Genomic DNA, 17,419 nt, shown 5'->3' with positions numbered 1-17,419 from the left:
CAGCTCGCCACCGCAGCCTAGGCGCAAGCCTAGGCACCGGCCCGGATGTCGGACCCGGATGTCGGACCGCGGGGGTGTTGGGACCGCGGTGTTGGGCCGGGGATGTTGGGCCGGGACGGCCGGCAACGGGTCGTGATCTGGTGGCCCAATCGACGCACGCCTATCGTAGGTAGTCGCAAGGCAGCGGTTATCCCGGGCGAAAAGAGTCGATTGTGGCTATTGACGTTGCTTCACTGGTGGTTGAAACCGGCAGCGGGCTGGTTCAGGGCATAGTCGACGAAGGCGTGCGCACCTGGCGCGGCATCCCCTACGCGGCTCCGCCCGTCGGTGGCTTCCGGCTCAGGGCACCGCAGCCGCCGCAGAGCTGGAGCGGTATCCGCTTCGCCGGCAGCTTTGGGCCGGTTCCTCCCCAGTCCAAAGCTCCCAGCCTCACCGGAACCCGGCGCCGGGTGGCCATGGACGAGGACTGCCTCTCACTGAATGTCTCTGCACCGCTGGAACCCGCGGACGGGCTGCTGCCGGTCCTGGTCTACCTGTACGGCGGCGGCTTCAGCTCCGGCTCCTCCGCGGAGCCTACGTACCGGGGAACAAAGCTGGTCCGGGACGGCGGCGTCCTCTATGTCTCGCTCAATTACCGCATCGGTGCGCTGGGATTCATGGACTTCCGTGCGTACTCGACGCCGGAACGGCCGTTCGACGCCAACATGGGCCTGCGTGACCAGCTCGCCGCCCTGAAATGGGTCCAGCAGAACATCGAAGCCTTCGGCGGCGACCCGGACAATGTCACCCTGTTCGGGGAATCGGCGGGAGGGCTCGCCGTCACCACCCTGATGTGCATTCCCGCCGCCCGGGGCCTGTTCCATCAGGCCTACGCGCAGAGCCCGGCACCGTCCGCAGCCTATTCATCGGAGCTGCATGCGGCCTGGGCGGCCGACCTGCTGGAGATTCTGGGAGTGTCACCCTCCGCAGCCGCGGAAGCCCTGACCCGCTTGCCGGCGGCGAAGCTGGTCAACGCCACCCGTAAACTGACAACGAAGATCGGTCCCGTCAAGCAGCCCGGCTCACTCAGCGTCTCTCCGGTCATTGACGGGGATTTCCTGCCCAGGCATCCCATAGACGCCTTCTTTGCGGGCGAGTCCGCTCCGGTTCCCCTGGTGCTGGGCACCATGGCCCGGGAGGGCGCGCTGTTCGCGAAGGTTTCCAACATCCTGCCGTCAACGCCCGAACGGATCGAGAAGATGTTTGCGGGCACCGATCCACTGGCGCGGGACCGGGTGGTTGCCGCCTATCCCGGATACCCGTCCCGCCAGCGTTCAGTGGATATCAGCGGCGACCTGGTTTTCTGGTATCCCAGCCAAATGGTTGCCGAGGGCCACTCACGCGTGGCGCCCACCTGGGCATACCGCTATGACTATGCGACACCGGCAATGAACCTGCTGGGGTTCGGCGCCACCCATTCCTTCGATGTGCCGGTGATGTTCGGGGATATCGGAATCGGAACCGCCAAGGCCTTGACCCTGCTGGGCGGAGCAGAAGACCTGAAAGCCCTGTCCAAACGGTTCCAGGGTTCGTTGCTGAGCCTGGCCCGGCATTCCCACCCCGGCAGTGACTGGCCGGCCTACGACGAAGTCCACCGGCAGACCCGCGTGTTCGACAAGCTGGACCGGATTGAATCGGATCCGTTCCCGGAACGGCGCCGGGCCTGGTCCGGCTACCGGGGCTACACCTGAACGTTCCCCGGCACCCGTGCCCTAGGCGGCACCTGCGTGAGAGCCTTAATCCGGCTGAGAAATTGTCCCGCACCCCCACGCAAGGAGAGTTGGTTCCCATGAGCGAACATTACGACGTCGTGGTCCTCGGGGCCGGACCGGGAGGCTATGTGGCCGCCATCCGCGCCGCGCAACTGGGCTTGAAGACGGCAATAGTGGAGGAGAAATACTGGGGCGGCGTCTGCCTCAATGTCGGGTGTATTCCGTCCAAGGCACTGCTGCGCAATGCCGAACTGGCGCAGCTTTTCACCAACCAGGCCAAGACGTTCGGCATGACCGGTGATGTCACCTTTGATTACGGGGCGGCCTTTGACCGCAGCCGCCAGGTGGCTGACGGCCGGGTCAAGGGTGTCCACTTCCTGATGAAGAAGAACAAGATCACCGAATACGACGGGCACGGCGTCTTCACCGACGACCACACCGTCGAGGTGGACCTGTCCAAGGGCGGCAGCGAGACGATCACCTTCGATAACGCGATCATCGCCACCGGCACCTATGTGCGGCTGCTTCCCGGCGTCGAACTGAGCGAGAACGTGGTGACGTATGAGGCCCAGATCATGGACCGGGACCTGCCGAAGAAGATCGTGATTGTGGGTGCAGGTGCCATCGGAATGGAGTTCGGCTACGTACACCGCAGCTACGGCGTGGACGTGACCATCATCGAGTACCTGGACCGGGCCCTGCCCAACGAGGATGCGGACGTTTCCAAGGAAATCACCAAGCAGTACAAGAAGCTCGGTATCCCCATCCTCACCTCCACCAAGGTGGAAACGGTGAAGGACAACGGCTCGTCCGTCACGGTCACCTATACGGACAAGAACGGCCAGCAGGGCAGCATCGAAGCGGACCGGGTCATGATGTCCATCGGCTTTGCCCCGCGCACCGAGGGATTCGGGCTGGAGAAAACCGGGGTGGAGCTGACGGAACGCGGTGCCATCGGCATTGACGACTACATGCGCACCAACGTCCCGCACATCTACGCGATCGGTGACATCACCGCCAAGCTGCAGCTGGCCCACGTGGCGGAGGCCATGGGTGTGGTGGCAGCAGAAACCATCGGCAAGGCGGAAACCCTGCCGCTGGGCGACTACCGCATGATGCCGCGTGCCACCTTCTGCCAGCCGCAGGTAGCCAGCTTCGGGCTCACCGAACAGCAGGCCCGCGACGAGGGTCACGACGTCATAGTCAGCACCTTCCCGTTTTCCGCCAACGGCAAGGCCCACGGGCTGGGCGAACCGGTGGGCTTCGTGAAACTGGTGGCCGACGCCAAGTACGGGGAACTGCTGGGCGGGCACCTGATCGGCCCCGACGTCTCGGAACTGCTGCCGGAACTGACCCTGGCACAGAAGTGGGACCTGACAGCGGCTGAACTTGCCCGCAACGTGCACACCCACCCGACCCTCAGTGAGGCGCTGCAGGAAGCCTTCCACGGACTGACCGGCCACATGATCAACTTCTAGCCGGGGTACCGCTTTCCATCGAGCGAAGGGCACCGCCATGAATGCAGGCAGAATCGTTCTGATCGTTATTGGTTCCCTGCTCGTCCTTGCCGGACTGACTGCGGGGGCAGGTGCCGCCGGCTTGGGGATACTGGCCGCCGCCCAGCGCGACGACGGCTACTTATCCGTTCCCGAAGAGACCTACAGTGTCGGCTCGTACGCCCTGACCAGCGAGAATGTCGAGGTGAGTCCGGGCATCCGGGCGGAGGACAATATCGGGACAGTGCAGGTCCGGGGAACCGACCCCGACGGCGAGCTGTTCATCGGGATTGCGTCCGAGGCCGACGTCGACCGGTACCTTGCCGGCGTCGCCCATTCGGAACTCGGAGACGTAACCTTCGATCCCTTCTCCGCGGAGTACGAGGAGATCCCGGGTACCGCCGCACCGGCCCCGCCGGGGGAGCAGGACTTCTGGTCCGTCTCTTCCGCAGGAACCGGCACGCAGGAGCTTGAGTGGCCGCTGCAGGAGGGCGAGTGGACCGTCGTCGTGATGAACGCCGACGCCGCGCCCGGGGTCACGGCGGACCTGCAGGCGGGAATCCGGTCGGATGTTCTGGGGCCGCTCGCCTGGTGGCTGCTAATCGGAGCCGTCGTCCTGGTACTCGGCGGCGCGGCGCTGATCCTCGCTGCGATCCTGGCCGGCCGGAAGCATGGAGGCGGATACCCCGGGCCCAACGGCGGGCACGGACCCTACGGCTACACAGCGGCAGGCCCACCACCGGGCACCGCGGAGGCACCGGTGTTATCCGGCGCCCGCGCAGCGCAGCTGACCGCCGGAGGCGCCGGGGCACCGTATCCCGCCCGGCTCTACGGGGAACTGGACCCCGGGCTGTCCCGGTGGTTGTGGCTGGTGAAGTGGTTCCTGGCCATTCCGCACTACATCCTGCTGGCCTTCCTATGGATCGCCTTCTGGGTAGCCACCGTCATTGCGGGTTTCGCTATCCTCTTCACTGCCCGTTATCCGCGGGCGCTCTTCGACTTCAATGTGGGGGTGCTCCGCTGGAGCTGGCGGGTGGCGTTCTACGCCTCCGGAGTGCTGGGCACGGACAGGTATCCGCCCTTCAGCCTGGAGCGGACCAACTATCCGGCGGACTTCGACGTCGCCTACCCGGAACGGCTTTCGCGGGGGCTGGTGCTGGTGAAGTGGTGGCTGCTGGTTATCCCGCAGGCGCTGATCGTGGGGGCCTTCACCGGGTCCGGCTATGTCATTGTGCGCCAAAACGGCCCGTTCGGCGGGTGGGACCGGAGTATGGGCGGCGGCGACGGCGGTTCAGCGGTGAACTGGGCAACGGACCCGGCCGGCGAAGGGCTGCGGTCGGCGGGTGCTTGGACAGTGGGCATATCCCTGCTGTCCCTGCTGGTCCTGGTTGCTGCAGTGGCTCTGTTGTTCACCGGACGCTATCCGCGTCCGCTGTTCGACTTCGTTATGGGCCTGCAGCGCTGGTCCTACCGCGTCCTGGCTTACACGGCGCTGATGCGCGACGAATACCCGCCGTTCCGGCTGGACCAGGGGCCGGTTGACGCGCGGGACCTGCCGGCTGCCGGGGGTGCGGCACGTTCCGGCTAGCCGGCCGATCCGCCTGCGGCCAGGCGGCCCTTGCCGCAGCGGCACCCGCTGCAGGGCCCGGTAGGGCATACTGGGCCGCATGACGAGCTTGGAAGGGCCGCTTTCCGACCCGCAGTCCGGAGTTTGGATCGCGGAGCGGCTGGCTGAGCCCGGTACAGTTGCGGGCACCGTTCCCGGCGGGTTCGAGGCCTACGCGCGGGTTTTCCACCCGATCCGGGCGCAGCTGCTGGGCGGGCAGCAGGACGGGCCGGTACGTGCCGAGTCCCGCCCCATGCGCTGGGAAGAGCTGGCGGGGGTGCGCGGCACGGTGGCCCACCCGATGATGCAGTGGTCCTCCATTCTGGCCGGCTACCGCAATCCGGTATCGAATGAACCGGGGTGGCACTATGAAGACCCGTTGGTCGGCGCGCTCCCGGCGGGCACCCTGGCCGAGGTCAGCCGCATTCTCGGTGCACACTCACAAACCCCCGGCCGTTGCTTCGCCGGGCTGTGGGACGGGTACGGCTGGGTGGCCGGCAGCGGGGAGACCCTTCCCCGGTCCGGCCCGGGCGCCGGGGACCCGGAGGTGCAGCCGCAGCCCTTCCGGGGCTACGACGCCGTGCAGACCGTGCGCCGCCTCGAACTGCCGCTGCGCGACTACCTGTTGTTTGCCGGCAGCCTGGCGGTCTTTGCCGAACCGGGCTGGCAGGAGCTCAACGGCTGGGATCCGATCCAGAGCCCCAATCTGCTCTGGCCGGCCGACGGCGCATGGTTCCTGGCCTCCGAGATCGACTTCGACTCCACGATCGTGGGCGGGTCGGCGGAACTGATCCGGGACCTGCAGCAGGCCGCAGCGCTCGAAGCCATGGAGGTTCCGCCGGACGGTGACCTGACCCACCTCGGCGACCAGCTGAATGAGGCCCCGGACTGAAGCGGCGGCAGCCGGCCCGGGAGCGCCGTCACAGCAGCGTCAGACAGCTAACAGGGGTCTGTGAGCAAGGCGTCCACGGATCCGGCCGATCGGCAACAGTCCTGTGGATAAGCTGAATATATGCCCCTTGAGAACATAAATTTCCACACCCGCAAGTGGGTCCGCCCCGAGGACCTGAACGCCAACGGCACCCTGTTCGGCGGCAGCCTGCTGCGCTGGATCGACGAAGAAGCTACCGTCTATGCCATCCTGCAGATGGGCAACGGCCGGGTGGTCACCAAATTCATGTCGGAGATCAACTTCGTCAGTTCGGCGGTTCAGGGCGACTTGATTGAAATGGGGCTCACGGCAACCAAGTTCGGCCGTACGTCGCTGACCATGCAGGCAGAAGTGCGGAACATGATTACCCGCCGCAGCATCCTGACGATCGACAAGATCGTGTTCGTCAACCTGAATGAAGAAGGCAAGCCCGTCCCGCACGGCTACACCACCATCAGTTACGACCGCGACCGCCTGCCTTCCCACCACATCCCCCCGGTGCCGTTCGGGGCGGAACCGTTCTCCGCCTAGCGGCCCCGACTGGCTGAACCCGCCTGTCAGTACCCGCCTGCCGGCTCAGGTGCGGGACGCGGATACAAGGCATACTTACTAATATGAGTCTTGACTTCCCCCTGCCGCAGGGGCGCGCGGCAGGCGGGAAACCATTGCGCATAGCCGTCCTGTCGCACCTGCACCACCCGATCTCCAGCCCGTTCCAGGGCGGACTTGAAATGCACACCTCGCTGATGGCGGAAGAACTCGTGTCCCGCGGCCACGATGTCACGCTCTTCGCCAAGGCCGGCTCCCTGTCCAGCGGCCGGGTGGTGGAGGTCCTCCCGGAAACCTTCGAATTCCGGCGCGGGCTGGCTCCCGCACAAATGCAGCGGCAGCAGCAGTCCCTCGACGCCGCGCTGGGCTCGGCCGTCGCCGCGGTCCGGGCCGGCGGTTTCGACGTCGCCGTGAACAACTCCCTGAGCCTGCTCCCGTACCTGGAGCTGGCGGATGTGCCGATGCTGACCATCCTCCACACCCCGCCGTTGCCGTGGATTGTGGACGCCGTAGAGGATGGACGTGCCCCGCTCTCACCGCTGCACCGCTTCGTCAGTGTTTCGGCCCGCAATGCCACCGGCTGGTCTCCGCACCTGCCGGACCTGCACATCATCCACAACGGCATCCGGCTGGCGGACTGGCCCGCGGGCACCGGACACCGTACCGGAACCGTCGTCTGGGCCGGACGGGTCACACCCGAAAAAGGCCTGCACATAGCGATTGCTGCGGCCCGGATGGCAGGGATGGAACTGCACTTCGCCGGGCCGATCAGCGACGCGAAGTATTTCGAACGCACCGTCGCCCCGCATCTGGGCCGCGGAGTGCAGCACGTCGGCCACCTCGACCACCGGGAACTGGCCGCCTTCCTTGGGTCCGGAGAAGTCTTCATTGCCTCGCCTGTCTGGTCCGAGCCTTTCGGATTGACCGCGCTGGAGGCGATGGCCTGCGGCACGCCGGTGGCGGCCCTGCCGCTGGGAGCCATGCCGGAGATCATCGACGCCGACGGCGGCCGGCTCGCCGAAGGCCTCGGTGCCGATGCCCTGGCCGCGGCCGTCACGGACGCCCGCGGCCTCGACCGTGAGCGGGTACGGAAATCCGCGGCCCGCTTCAGCGCCTCAGCCATGGTGGATGCCTACGAGGACCAGCTGCACTCCCTGCCCCAACCGGACGGACAGCCCGACTCCGGCCGTCCCGACACCGTCCTCGTGCCGTAACAGGAGCAGCACTTGCCTTCTTCCCGCATGCCCCGCGTGGCCTACTACGCGCACCACCACGGCACCGGCCACCTGCGTCACGCCGCCAACATTGCCCGGCTGGCTGCCGTAGAGCTGCTTGTCACCGGAACCGCCCCGCCCGGGGGACCTCCACGCCTGCCCGGCGGAGCGCGGTTCGCGCCGCTGCCGCCCGACGTCGGACCTGACGGCCCCTTCGAGCCCGGGCCGGGGGACTTCCTGCACTATGCGCCGGCAGGTCCGGCGCTGCAGTCCCGCTTCAGCCAGCTGCACCGGCTCTGGGAAGGATTTGCCCCGGACGTGGTGGTCGTGGATGTGTCCGTGGAGGTCGCCGCCTTTGCGCGGCTCGCTGGCTATCCGGTCATCCACCGCCGGATGCACGGGGAACGGACCGACACGGCACACCGGCTGGCCTACGACTCCGTTCACCGGCTCATCGCCTACTTCCCGAAAGCCGTCGAAGATCCGGCGCATCTGCAGGCTTACGGCTCCAAGAGCACCTATCTGGGCATGCTGGCTCCGGACACCGCTCCCGCCGCCGGGCTCATCCCCGTGCGGCCCCGGACCGTCGCGGTGCAGACCTCCCTGGGCGGCAGCGGCGTAGCGCTCAAGGACGTGCTTGCCGCGGCCCGGCAGACCCCGGGATGGCAGTGGGACGTTATGGGACATACCGCCGGCACCCCGGGCGAGGTTCCCGCGAATGTATCGCTGCTGGGCGTGGTCGCGGATCCGGGACCCCGGCTGGCCGCCGCGGATGTGGTGGTCACCTCGGCCGGCCACAATGCGGTGGCCGCCGCAGCTGCCGCACGCCGTCCGGCGCTGCTGATTCCCGAACCCCGGCCGTTCCGGGAGCAGGCCGTTTTCGCCTCTTCGCTCGCGGCAGCGGGTGCAGCCGCCGCGGCAAGCTTCGCCTCAGTGGCGGACTGGCCGAGCCTGCTGGAAGAACTGCGCGGAACGGATCCGCAGCTGCTGGCCAGGACCCTCCTGGTTTCCCCCGCCCACTACCGGGACCGGTTCCTGGCCGCCGTCGAGTCGGCCGTCTCCGGTGGCGAGGGGGATCCCGTTCCCGGCGGCCGGGACGTCAGTACGGCGCATTGACGCGGGCCGCGGCGAGCTCGTCGGGACCCGGACGGCGCAGCAGCCGCAGGTCCCCGCCGTCGCGCTCCCAGGACACGTAGCCTTCCCGGGCGAAGGCTTCGAGCCAGCCGGTCATCGGCCAGCTGCCCCATTTGGCCCGGAACGCCCTGGCGTTAATGACAATGGAGTTCAGGTGCTGCAGCGGCGGCCGGTGAACGCCGTGGTGCTGGTGGAACATGGTTGCGCCGGAGAACGCCAGCGGGACCGCCTTCCGCTGCGCTGTGAAGGCGAAGTCCGTGTCTTCGCCGCCGTACCCGGCAAAGGACTCGTCAAAGCCGCCGATCCGTTCGAAGATCTCCCGGTGCACGGCAAACCCCAGGGACCAGAACAGGGCGTATTCCTGGGAGGCACGTGCCGGTTCTCCCGGCGCCGGTGCCAGGGCAGCACGTGCGTGGTGCGGCACGGAGTCCCGGTGCAGCACCTGATCGTCGCCGTCGGATACCCACGCCGGCACGTCCGCGTCCGCCGTGAGGTAGCGGGGTGCGGCCATCACCAGTCCGCCGGTGCGGTCCAGATCCGCCAGCAGGTGCCCGAACATGCCAGTTGCGGGAATGCAGTCCACGTCGAGGAAGACCAGAACGGCGGACCGCGCCGCCGCAGCAGCGGCGTTCCTGCCTGCCCCAAGGGGCAGCGGTTCGCCGGGGCCCGACGCCGCGTGGACCACCCGCAGCGGCACGTCACTGGGCGGGGGAACAGCCTCGGGCTGGTTCAGGTAGCAGACCACAATCTCTGCGGGCCGGCGGGTGGAGCGGCTGATCCCTCGGACGGCATTGGCCAGGTGGGCATCCCGTCCCGAGCTGATGATCAGCACCGAAAACGCCTGATCCGGGCCGGTCTGCTGCGGCTGCATTCTTTCCTTCCGCCGGGGGCGCCCTCCGCGGACGCCGCAAAATACTAAGTATACTGAACACGGTTTTTTTACAGCGGCGAAAGAGGATGCGTGGGCAGGCCGGAAGGATCGAACATCAGGGTGGCGTCAGTGCCGCACAGCCAGGTCTATATCCGGCATACCGGCGCAGTCACGGGGGAGCGGAACCCGGTGGTACGCCTGCCGGACCCGGACCCCCGCAACCCCGGCCAGTCCACGGAGGCGGCATGGTGGCCGCCGGTCATGCTGGATGCCGGCTGGATCCGGGAGAACGCCGACAGCTTCGACCTGATGCACATCCACTTCGGCTTCGACGCTATTTCGCCCCGGGACCTGCAGGCGGTTACCCACGAGCTGAAGGCCTCGGGGAAACCGCTGGTCTACACGGTCCACGACCTGCGCAACCCGCACCACCTCACTCCGGAGGCGCACGACGCGCAGCTGGATGTGCTGATTGCCGCAGCCGACGAACTGATCACGCTGACGCCCGGGGCCGCCGCCGTCGTCGAGCGCCGGTGGGGCCGCCGCCCGCAGGTGCTGCCGCATCCGCACGTGGTGGATTTGGCGGAGCTTGAGCGGCGCCAGGCCCTGCGGCTGGCAGCCGGTCCGCGTGAGGAGTTCCGCGTCGGAGTGCACCTCAAGAGCCTGCGGCCGAACATGATGGAGGGGGCCATTCTTCCCGACCTGCTCGACGCCGTGGAACAGCTGCCCGGTGCCGTGCTGCAGGTGAACGGGCATCCGGACATCCTTACTCCCGGAGGGGACAAGTACCGGCCGGAACTCCACCGCTGGCTGTCGGAGGCCGCCGCGGCCGGGCGGCTCGAGCTGCAGGTCCGGGACTACTTCGACGAACCGCAGCTCTGGGACTACCTGTCGAGCCTGGATGTGTCCGTGCTGCCGTACCGGTTCGGCACCCATTCCGGCTGGCTCGAAGCGTGCACCGACCTGGGCACGGCCGTGCTGGCGCCGTCCTGCGGCTTCTACGCCCAGCAGCGCGCCGGCGTCACGGAATTCGTGCATAACGAGGACGGCCTCGATGCCCAGTCCCTGGCAAACGCGCTCAAGCAGGTGCATGCCGCCCGGGGCTGGCCGGGAATGAGCCGCGCGGAGCGGACCGCAGAGCGCCGGCAGGTGGCCGCAGCGCATGAGGAAATCTACCGGTCCCTGCTCAGCGCCTAGCCGGAGTCTCCTCCAGCCGGGCCGGCACCGCGCAATGCCTGTTCCAGTCCGGCCAGCTGGTCCGGAGTAAGGGGGGTGCCGGGGAACCGGGCCAGCCGGCGCAGCGGCATACTGCCCATGAGTGCCAGCGCGTCGGCCATGCCCGGGTCTGCGTTGTCCGGGTCCCCGCCGCCCAGCAGCGTCCGACCCAGCGGATGCGCCAGCCACTCGGCAATGGTCGAGTCCAGTGTCAGCGGTGCCGCCGTGCCGCCGTCGGTGCCGGGCAGGTGGATGCTTCCGCTGAGCCGGATGTCCCGGGAGGAGGACCCGACGTCGATGCGGTAGGTTCCGCCGTCGGTGATCCAACGGTGCGACGCCGGGTCGTACCGCGCCAGCTCCCGCAGCGGTACCGTCAGCGCAACAGGAGCCGAGGCTCCGGGTTCGAGGAAGACCTTGCGGAAGGCCCGGAGCTCGCGCGGCGGCCGTACCGCGGGTCCTTCGGGAGCGCCGGAGTACACCTGCAGGACTTCGGCGCCGGCCCGGCTCCCGGTATTCGTGAGCGTTGCCTCGACTGCCAGGACCGGCCCCGTGTCCGTATCCGCGAGGCGGAGATCCAGGCCGGAGTAGTCGAAAGCGGTGTATGACAGTCCGTGCCCGAAGGCGAAGGCCGGTTCGATGCCCCGCGCGTCATACCAGCGGTAGCCCACCAGCACCCCTTCGCCGTAGCGGACCGTGCCTGCCTCGCCGGGGTAGTTTCCGAACGCCGGAGTATCTTCGATCCGCCGGGGGAAGGTTTCCGCCAGCTTTCCGGACGGGTTCACATCTCCCAGCAGGACATCCGCCAGCGCCTCGCCTCCGGCCTGGCCGGGCAGCCACGCCTCCAGCACGGCCGGTACCTGCTCCACCCACCCGGTCTCCACTGCGCCGCCGTTGAACAGGACCACCACTGTCCAGGGGTTAGCGGAGGTCACCGCCCGCAGCAGCGCCAACTGGTTCTCCGGCAGAGCCAGGTCCGGCCGGTCGAACCCCTCCGATTCCTTGTCCTCGGGCAGCCCAACGAAGAACAGCACTGCGTCCGCAGCGGCGGCAGCGGCCTCCGCTTCAGCCACCAGCTCCAGGTCGGGCGTTCCGTCCAGCCGGTAGCCGGCGGCAAAGACGGCTGCAGCGGTCCGCTCGGACAGGACCTCCAGCGGAACGCTGACCCGCGTGGGGGTCACCTGCGAGGAGCCGGCGCCCTGATACCGCGGGGTGCGGGCCAGCTCGCCCACCACAGCCAGCCGCAGGCCGGGCGAGAGCGGGAGGATCCCGCCCTCGTTCTTCAACAGCACCATGGATGCCGCAGCGGCCTCGCGTGCCAGCCGGTGGTGTTCGTCAGGGTCCGCACTGCTGTGCGCCGGCGAGGAAGTGCGGTCCGCCAGCTGCAACAGCCTCGCCGCGGATGAATCCACCATCTCCTGGTTGACAGTGCCTGCTTCCAGTCCCGCCTGCAGCTCCGACAGCCCCAGTCCGCCGCTGGCGGGCATCTCCAGGTCCAGTCCGGCGTCGAGTGCCGCCGCGCGGTCGGTAACCGCCCCCCAGTCGGACATCACCAGGCCGTCGAATCCCCACTCGCCGCGCAGGACCGTTTCCAGCAGCCAGGCATTCTCCGCGGCGTGGATGCCGTTGACCTTGTTGTAGGCGGCCATCAGGGTCCACGGGTGCGCGGTCCGAACCACCGTTTCGAAGGCCCGGAGGTAAATCTCGTACAGGGTACGTTCGTCCACCGACGCGTCGATGCGCATCCGGTCCGCTTCCTGGTTGTTCGCTGCGAAATGCTTGGGGCAGGCAGCCACCCCCTCGGATTGGAGGGCCCGGATCCAGGCAGCGCCCAGGGCACCGGCGAGCAGCGGGTCTTCGGAAAAGTACTCGAAGTTGCGTCCGCACAGGGGAGTGCGTTTGATGTTCAGCCCCGGTCCCAGCACGACGTCGACATGCGCAGCTGCCGCTTCCTTCGCCGTCGCAGTGCCGAGCCGGGCCAGCAGGTCCGGGTCCCAGGAACACGCCGTGAGGCATTCCGCCGGGAAGCAGGTGGCAGGCAGCGCGTCACCGATTCCCGGCTCTGACTCGCTGCGCGGACGTCGGATGCCGTGCGGCCCGTCGGAGAGCACCAGGGGCCGGAGCCCCGCCGCCGGGGCAGCAGCGGTGGTCCAGAACGAGGCTCCGGACAGCAGGACGGGTCTTTCATCCGGCGGGAGGGAAGACACCCGCTCCCGCAGCGAAGCAGCGGACGGCTGGTCAGATGAGGGCATCGGCATGTGCCGGAGTCTAGGTGCCGTCCGCAGCCGGGAGAAGAGCACCGGGCGGCAGAAGCGGTGCAGGTGCGAAGGACCTGTCGGCGGAACCTGCCCTGCCGCTAGTGTTTCGTTAGCGAACAGCAGCGGAGAACCGGAGCCCCGCGGACGGAGCAGACCAATGATCAGCCAGCTGGACCGTTATCGGCAGATCGCCGAAATCCTCTCCCGCAACGGCCTTGGCTTCCTGGTGTCCGCCCTTGGACTGGAGGGCAGGCTGCCGTTCCGCCGCCAGCACGCGGCCGAGCCGGGAGGGAAACCCCGCACCCGTCCGGAGTACCTGCGTACTGCCCTCGAGGAGCTGGGCCCCACGTATGTGAAGATGGGCCAGTTGCTCTCCACCCGTCCGGACCTGCTGCCCCCGGAGTACCAGCGGGAACTGGCGAAGCTGCAGGATGACGCCGAAGCCGTCCCGTGGCCGCAGATCTCGGAGGAGCTGCGCCAGGAACTGGGCGGAGACCCGCTGGAGGTCTTCCGGTCCTTCGACACCACGGTCATGGCAAGCGCCTCGATCGGGCAGGTTTACGCCGCCGTCCTGAAGGACGGCACCGAGGTGGTGGTCAAGGTACGCCGGCCCGGCATCGCTGCCCAGGTGGAGCAGGACCTGGAAATCCTGCAGAACCTGGCCAACGCGGCCAGCAAGCGCTGGGAAGCCGCCCGCGATTACGACCTCACCGGGCTGATGGACGAGTTCGCCTCCACCCTCCGCTCGGAGCTGGACTATCTCCAGGAAGGCCGCAACGCGGACCGGTTCCGGGCCAACTTCGAAGACGACGCTGCGATAACCATTCCCTACGTCTATTGGGACCACAGCACCTCCCGTGTCCTGACCATGGACCGGATCCGGGGAATGAAGGTCACGGACGTTGCCGCGCTCGACGCCGCCGGCATCGACCGTCCGGCGCTGGCGGTGGCCGCCGCACGCGTCGAAATGAAGATGGTCTTCGACGACGGTTTTTTCCATGCCGACCCGCACCCGGGAAACCTCTTCGTGGAGCCCGGCGGCCGGGTGGGACTGATCGACTTCGGCATGGTGGGCGAGGTGGACGAGAAGCTGCGCAGCCAGCTGTCAGCCCTGTTCATCGGCATTGTGCGCAAGGATCCGGAGCGGATCACCAATGCGCTGGTCCGGATCAACGCGTCCGGAATGCGGGTGAACCGCGTGAAGCTGAGGATGGACCTCGGTCCGCTGATCCGCCTGTATTCGGGCAAGGACCTGGCGTCGGCACCGGTGGGAACCATCATCACCACCGGGCTCGGCATCCTGCGCACGCACCACATCCAGTTGCCGCGGGAAATGGCGCTGCTGCTGAGGATGCTGATCATGACCGAAGGAATGGGCGAGGTGTTGGATCCCCAGTTCCGGCTCGGCCCCACGCTGGGGCCCTATGCGCGCAGGATGGCGGTGCACCAGCTGAACCCGGTGAACTACGCCCGCAGGCTCGGCCGTGCCGGAACGGAGGTCCTGGAGCTGGGAGCCGAACTGCCGGACCAGGCACGCCGGCTGCTCAGCACCCTGGAGATCGAGGGAGTGGAGGTCCACCTCCGCGGCGAGGAACTGCTGCCGCTGGTGATGCGGCTGGAGCGCGTGGGAAACCGGCTGGTGGCGGCAATCTTCGCGTCGGCGTTTATCCGGGGAGTGGGGGAGCTGACGCTGGGTGATTCGTCCCGCTGGAAATCGTGGCAGGCACCGCTGATGAGTGCCGGGCTCGCGTCTACGGGGGCGTTGGGCGGATACATCGCCTGGACCTCGCGCCGGGCGCGGCTGCGCGGCATGTGACACCGCGGTAGATGGCACAGGGGCAGATGACACAGGGGCAGATGACACAGGGCGGGGCGGGAAAAGCTCCCGCCCCGGCCCTGCGGGGTATTGCTTGTGCTGGTGCTGCCGTCCCTATGCAGTGGCCGGACGTACCGGTGCGGCGGTCTTGGCCAGGTTCAGGCCCAGTTCCGCCGTCGGCGTGTGTGCGGTCTCCTTGGCGGTGAGGGCGGAAATCGCAGCGATGGCGCAGATGGCGCCGGTGAACATGCTGGTCACCACCCATCCGCCGGGTTCCAGTCCGCCTATGGCAGCAACGATGGACGGTGCAAAACCGGCCATCAGGAAGCCGAGCTGCGTGCCGATGGCGAGGCCCGAGAAGCGGACCTTGGCGCTGAACATCTCTCCGTAGAAGGACGGCCAGACAGCGTTCGCCGCCGCGTAGCCGCAGGAGAAGACGGCAACGGAGAGGGCGAACTGCAGCAGGGTGTTACCGGACTCCATGGACAGCAGGTAGAACGGCATGATCACCGCGCTGGATACTGCTCCGTAGATGAAGACGGGACGGCGTCCGATCCGGTCGGCCAGCCGGCCGAACAACGGCTGCGTGAACAGCGCGAAGACGTTGCCTGCCACCACGAGCCAGAGCGTGATATCCGCGTCCACGTTGCCCACCTCGGTGCCGTACTTGATGGCCAGTGTCCCGTAGACGGTGGAAACGGCTGCAATGAACGCGCAGCAGATGACCCGCAGCACGTCGCGCCAGTGATCCTTCAGCAGGACGCCCACCGGCAGCTTCGCGATCTCGTTGCGTTCCTTGGCCTCCGTGAAGGTGGGGGTTTCATGCAGCGAGCGGCGGATGAAGTAGGTGACGACGACAACCACGGCGCTCAGCCAGAACGGAATGCGCCAGCCGATGCCGTATTTGATCTCGTCCGGCAGGGCAACCACGGGAATGAACACCAGTGCGGCAAGGATCTGCCCGCCCTGGGTGCCTGTCAGTGTCCAGGACGTGAAGAACGAGCGGCGGTTGTCCGGTGCGTGTTCCAGGGTCATGGAACTGGCGCCGGCCTGCTCGCCTGCGGCGGAAAGTCCCTGCATCAGGCGGCAGAAGACCAGCAGGACCGGAGCCCACCAGCCGATCGTGTTGAAGTCCGGCAGGCAGCCGATCAGGAAGGTGGATCCGCCCATCAGCAGGAGGGTGAACATCAGGACCTTCTGGCGGCCCACCCGGTCACCGAAATGTCCGAGAATGACGGCGCCGACCGGACGGGCAATATAGGCGAAGCCGAAGGTGGCGAGCGACATAACGCTGGCCTGGGTGTCGGCGTCCGGGAAGAATACGCGCGGGAAAATGAGCGCGGCAGCGGAACCGAAGATAAAGAAGTCGTAGTACTCGACGGCACTGCCCATAAAGCTGGCAGTGGCGGCCTTGCGCGGGGTCTTGCCCGTTGCTGGTCCAGCGGGGGCGGATGCGTCCATTGCATCTCTCCTGACGTGGGCTGTGGTTGGGGGGTATGAGGTGTGCGGGTAGTTATGCGGTGACTCTTACGGTGACTCTTACGGTGACTTGTGCAGGACGTGTGCGGGATGCGCACACGTGTGCATTGTCCGTACGCTTGAAGTAATGTAGCCCACAGTCAAGGGACCGGCAAGCAGTGACGCATATAAGTCCTGCGTGTTCGCAAGGCACCGCCGTCCGCAGGTAGGCACCGGAAGGAACAGCGCCATGAGCGGCACCGAGGAATCATTCGTTGTCGGGTTGATCGGGGAAGGCATCACCGCCTCGCTTACCCCGCCCATGCATGAAAGGGAGGCCGATCATCAGGGGCTCCGGTACATTTACCGGCCGATTGACCTCACTCAGCTGGGCCGCCCGGGCACCGACGTTGGAGCGCTGCTTCGCGCCGGTCGGGACCTGGGCTTCAATGCGTTCAACGTGACCCATCCCTGCAAGCAGCTGGTCCTCGCCGAACTTGATGTTGTGTCGGACGACGCCGAGCGGCTCGGTGCAGTAAACACGGTCCTGATCCGGGACGGCCGGTTCATCGGACACAACACTGATTTCTCCGGCTTCGGCGGGGCGCTGGCCGGCGGACTTCCGGATGCCGCGCTGGACAAGGTGGTCCAGCTGGGCGTGGGCGGGGCCGGAGCGGCGGTGGCCTATGCCCTGCTTAAGGCCGGCACCGGCCAGCTGACCCTGCTGGACCTGGATCCCCTCCGCGCTGCGGAACGCGCCGCAGCGTTGTCCGGGCTCTTCCCGGACCAGCGGATCATCTCCGGCACGCCCGCAGACCTCCCGGCCGTCCTGCCCGGAGCCGACGGCCTGGTCCATGCCACTCCGGTGGGGATGCATTCCCATCCAGGCCTCGCCGTGGACCTGGACCTGCTCGACTCCTCCCAGTGGGTGGCCGACGTCGTCTACCGTCCGGTGGAAACGGAACTGATCCTCGGCGCGCAGGCGCGGGGCTGCCGGGTGCTGGACGGCGGGCGGATGGCCGTGGGCCAGGCCGTGGATGCCTTTGAACTGATTACCGGCATCCGGCCCGATGCGGCACGGATGCTCGCCCACTTCCACGAACTGATTAACCAGGGCCGCTGA

General features: G+C 67.5%; 13 protein-coding genes. 10 read left to right on the top strand and 3 right to left on the bottom strand.

Going from position 1 to position 17,419, the window contains the following annotated elements; translation table 11 throughout:
* Window positions 1-212: 212 nt before the first annotated feature.
* The 7 genes from LJ760_RS08785 (at window position 213) to LJ760_RS08755 (ending at window position 8,663) form a co-directional block, all read left to right on the top strand.
* Window positions 213-1,730 (top strand): carboxylesterase/lipase family protein, encoded by a 1,518-nt coding sequence (locus LJ760_RS08785; protein ID WP_227921841.1) that lies wholly within the window; start codon window positions 213-215, stop codon window positions 1,728-1,730.
* Between the two features lie 98 nt (window positions 1,731-1,828).
* Window positions 1,829-3,229 carry a dihydrolipoyl dehydrogenase gene (gene lpdA / locus LJ760_RS08780; protein WP_227921839.1) on the top strand — a complete coding sequence of 467 codons (1,401 nt, stop codon included), beginning with the start codon at window positions 1,829-1,831 and terminating at the stop codon, window positions 3,227-3,229.
* Between the two features lie 37 nt (window positions 3,230-3,266).
* Window positions 3,267-4,835, top strand: coding sequence for a DUF4389 domain-containing protein (locus LJ760_RS08775; protein ID WP_227921838.1), 1,569 nt, complete (start codon window positions 3,267-3,269; stop codon window positions 4,833-4,835).
* A gap of 79 nt (window positions 4,836-4,914) precedes the next feature.
* Complete coding sequence (locus LJ760_RS08770) at window positions 4,915-5,745, top strand: hypothetical protein (RefSeq protein ID WP_227921837.1); 831 nt, start codon at window positions 4,915-4,917, stop codon at window positions 5,743-5,745.
* 120 nt (window positions 5,746-5,865) lie between these two features.
* Entirely contained in the window at window positions 5,866-6,315 is a 450-nt protein-coding gene (locus LJ760_RS08765) for an acyl-CoA thioesterase (protein ID WP_227921835.1), read from the top strand.
* Window positions 6,316-6,398: 83 nt separating this feature from the next.
* Window positions 6,399-7,547, top strand: a complete 1,149-nt coding sequence (locus LJ760_RS08760) for a glycosyltransferase (protein ID WP_227921834.1) — start codon at window positions 6,399-6,401, stop codon at window positions 7,545-7,547.
* Between the two features lie 12 nt (window positions 7,548-7,559).
* Window positions 7,560-8,663 (top strand): glycosyltransferase, encoded by a 1,104-nt coding sequence (locus LJ760_RS08755; protein WP_227921833.1) that lies wholly within the window; start codon window positions 7,560-7,562, stop codon window positions 8,661-8,663.
* Here LJ760_RS08755 and LJ760_RS08750 read toward each other — a convergent pair.
* Window positions 8,647-9,552, bottom strand: a complete 906-nt coding sequence (locus LJ760_RS08750; RefSeq protein ID WP_227921832.1) for a glycosyltransferase family 2 protein — start codon at window positions 9,550-9,552, stop codon at window positions 8,647-8,649. The genes LJ760_RS08755 and LJ760_RS08750 overlap by 17 nt on opposite strands.
* A gap of 129 nt (window positions 9,553-9,681) precedes the next feature.
* Here LJ760_RS08750 and LJ760_RS08745 point away from each other — a divergent pair, with 129 nt between their 5' ends.
* The gene (locus LJ760_RS08745) at window positions 9,682-10,749 is read left to right on the top strand and encodes a glycosyltransferase family 1 protein (protein WP_227921831.1); all 1,068 of its coding nucleotides are present in this window, start codon (window positions 9,682-9,684) and stop codon (window positions 10,747-10,749) included.
* Here LJ760_RS08745 and LJ760_RS08740 read toward each other — a convergent pair.
* The gene (locus LJ760_RS08740) at window positions 10,746-13,022 is read right to left on the bottom strand and encodes a glycoside hydrolase family 3 C-terminal domain-containing protein (protein WP_227921830.1); all 2,277 of its coding nucleotides are present in this window, start codon (window positions 13,020-13,022) and stop codon (window positions 10,746-10,748) included. The two genes, LJ760_RS08745 and LJ760_RS08740, sit on opposite strands and share 4 nt — an antisense overlap.
* Window positions 13,023-13,179: 157 nt before the next feature.
* On the opposite strand from LJ760_RS08740, the gene LJ760_RS08735 reads away from it, so the two are divergent.
* The gene (locus LJ760_RS08735) at window positions 13,180-14,838 is read left to right on the top strand and encodes an ABC1 kinase family protein (RefSeq protein WP_227921828.1); all 1,659 of its coding nucleotides are present in this window, start codon (window positions 13,180-13,182) and stop codon (window positions 14,836-14,838) included.
* Window positions 14,839-14,952: 114 nt separating this feature from the next.
* On the opposite strand, the gene LJ760_RS08730 is transcribed toward LJ760_RS08735, so the two are convergent.
* Window positions 14,953-16,299 (bottom strand): MFS transporter, encoded by a 1,347-nt coding sequence (locus LJ760_RS08730; protein WP_227921827.1) that lies wholly within the window; start codon window positions 16,297-16,299, stop codon window positions 14,953-14,955.
* Window positions 16,300-16,546: 247 nt separating this feature from the next.
* Here LJ760_RS08730 and LJ760_RS08725 point away from each other — a divergent pair, with 247 nt between their 5' ends.
* Window positions 16,547-17,419: a shikimate dehydrogenase gene (locus LJ760_RS08725; protein ID WP_227921822.1), complete on the top strand. Its 873-nt coding sequence runs from the start codon at window positions 16,547-16,549 to the stop codon at window positions 17,417-17,419.

Source organism: Arthrobacter sp. zg-Y895 (assembly GCF_020731025.1).
In the GTDB taxonomy this organism is placed as follows: domain Bacteria; phylum Actinomycetota; class Actinomycetes; order Actinomycetales; family Micrococcaceae; genus Arthrobacter_B.
Note: the sequence above shows the minus strand (reverse complement) of the source record. Positions and strands in the feature narration are given on the sequence as shown.

Bases quoted from the DNA above. Each gene is read 5' to 3' on its own strand.
- LJ760_RS08725 (WP_227921822.1), top strand. From the start codon at position 16,547: ATGAGCGGCACCGAGGAATCATTCGTTGTCGGGTTGATCGGGGAAGGC.
- LJ760_RS08760 (WP_227921834.1), top strand. From the start codon at position 6,399: ATGAGTCTTGACTTCCCCCTGCCGCAGGGGCGCGCGGCAGGCGGGAAA.
- LJ760_RS08775 (WP_227921838.1), top strand. From the start codon at position 3,267: ATGAATGCAGGCAGAATCGTTCTGATCGTTATTGGTTCCCTGCTCGTC.
- LJ760_RS08770 (WP_227921837.1), top strand. From the start codon at position 4,915: ATGACGAGCTTGGAAGGGCCGCTTTCCGACCCGCAGTCCGGAGTTTGG.
- LJ760_RS08750 (WP_227921832.1), bottom strand. From the start codon at position 9,552: ATGCAGCCGCAGCAGACCGGCCCGGATCAGGCGTTTTCGGTGCTGATC.
- lpdA (WP_227921839.1), top strand. From the start codon at position 1,829: ATGAGCGAACATTACGACGTCGTGGTCCTCGGGGCCGGACCGGGAGGC.
- LJ760_RS08730 (WP_227921827.1), bottom strand. From the start codon at position 16,299: ATGGACGCATCCGCCCCCGCTGGACCAGCAACGGGCAAGACCCCGCGC.
- LJ760_RS08765 (WP_227921835.1), top strand. From the start codon at position 5,866: ATGCCCCTTGAGAACATAAATTTCCACACCCGCAAGTGGGTCCGCCCC.
- LJ760_RS08740 (WP_227921830.1), bottom strand. From the start codon at position 13,022: ATGCCGATGCCCTCATCTGACCAGCCGTCCGCTGCTTCGCTGCGGGAG.
- LJ760_RS08735 (WP_227921828.1), top strand. From the start codon at position 13,180: ATGATCAGCCAGCTGGACCGTTATCGGCAGATCGCCGAAATCCTCTCC.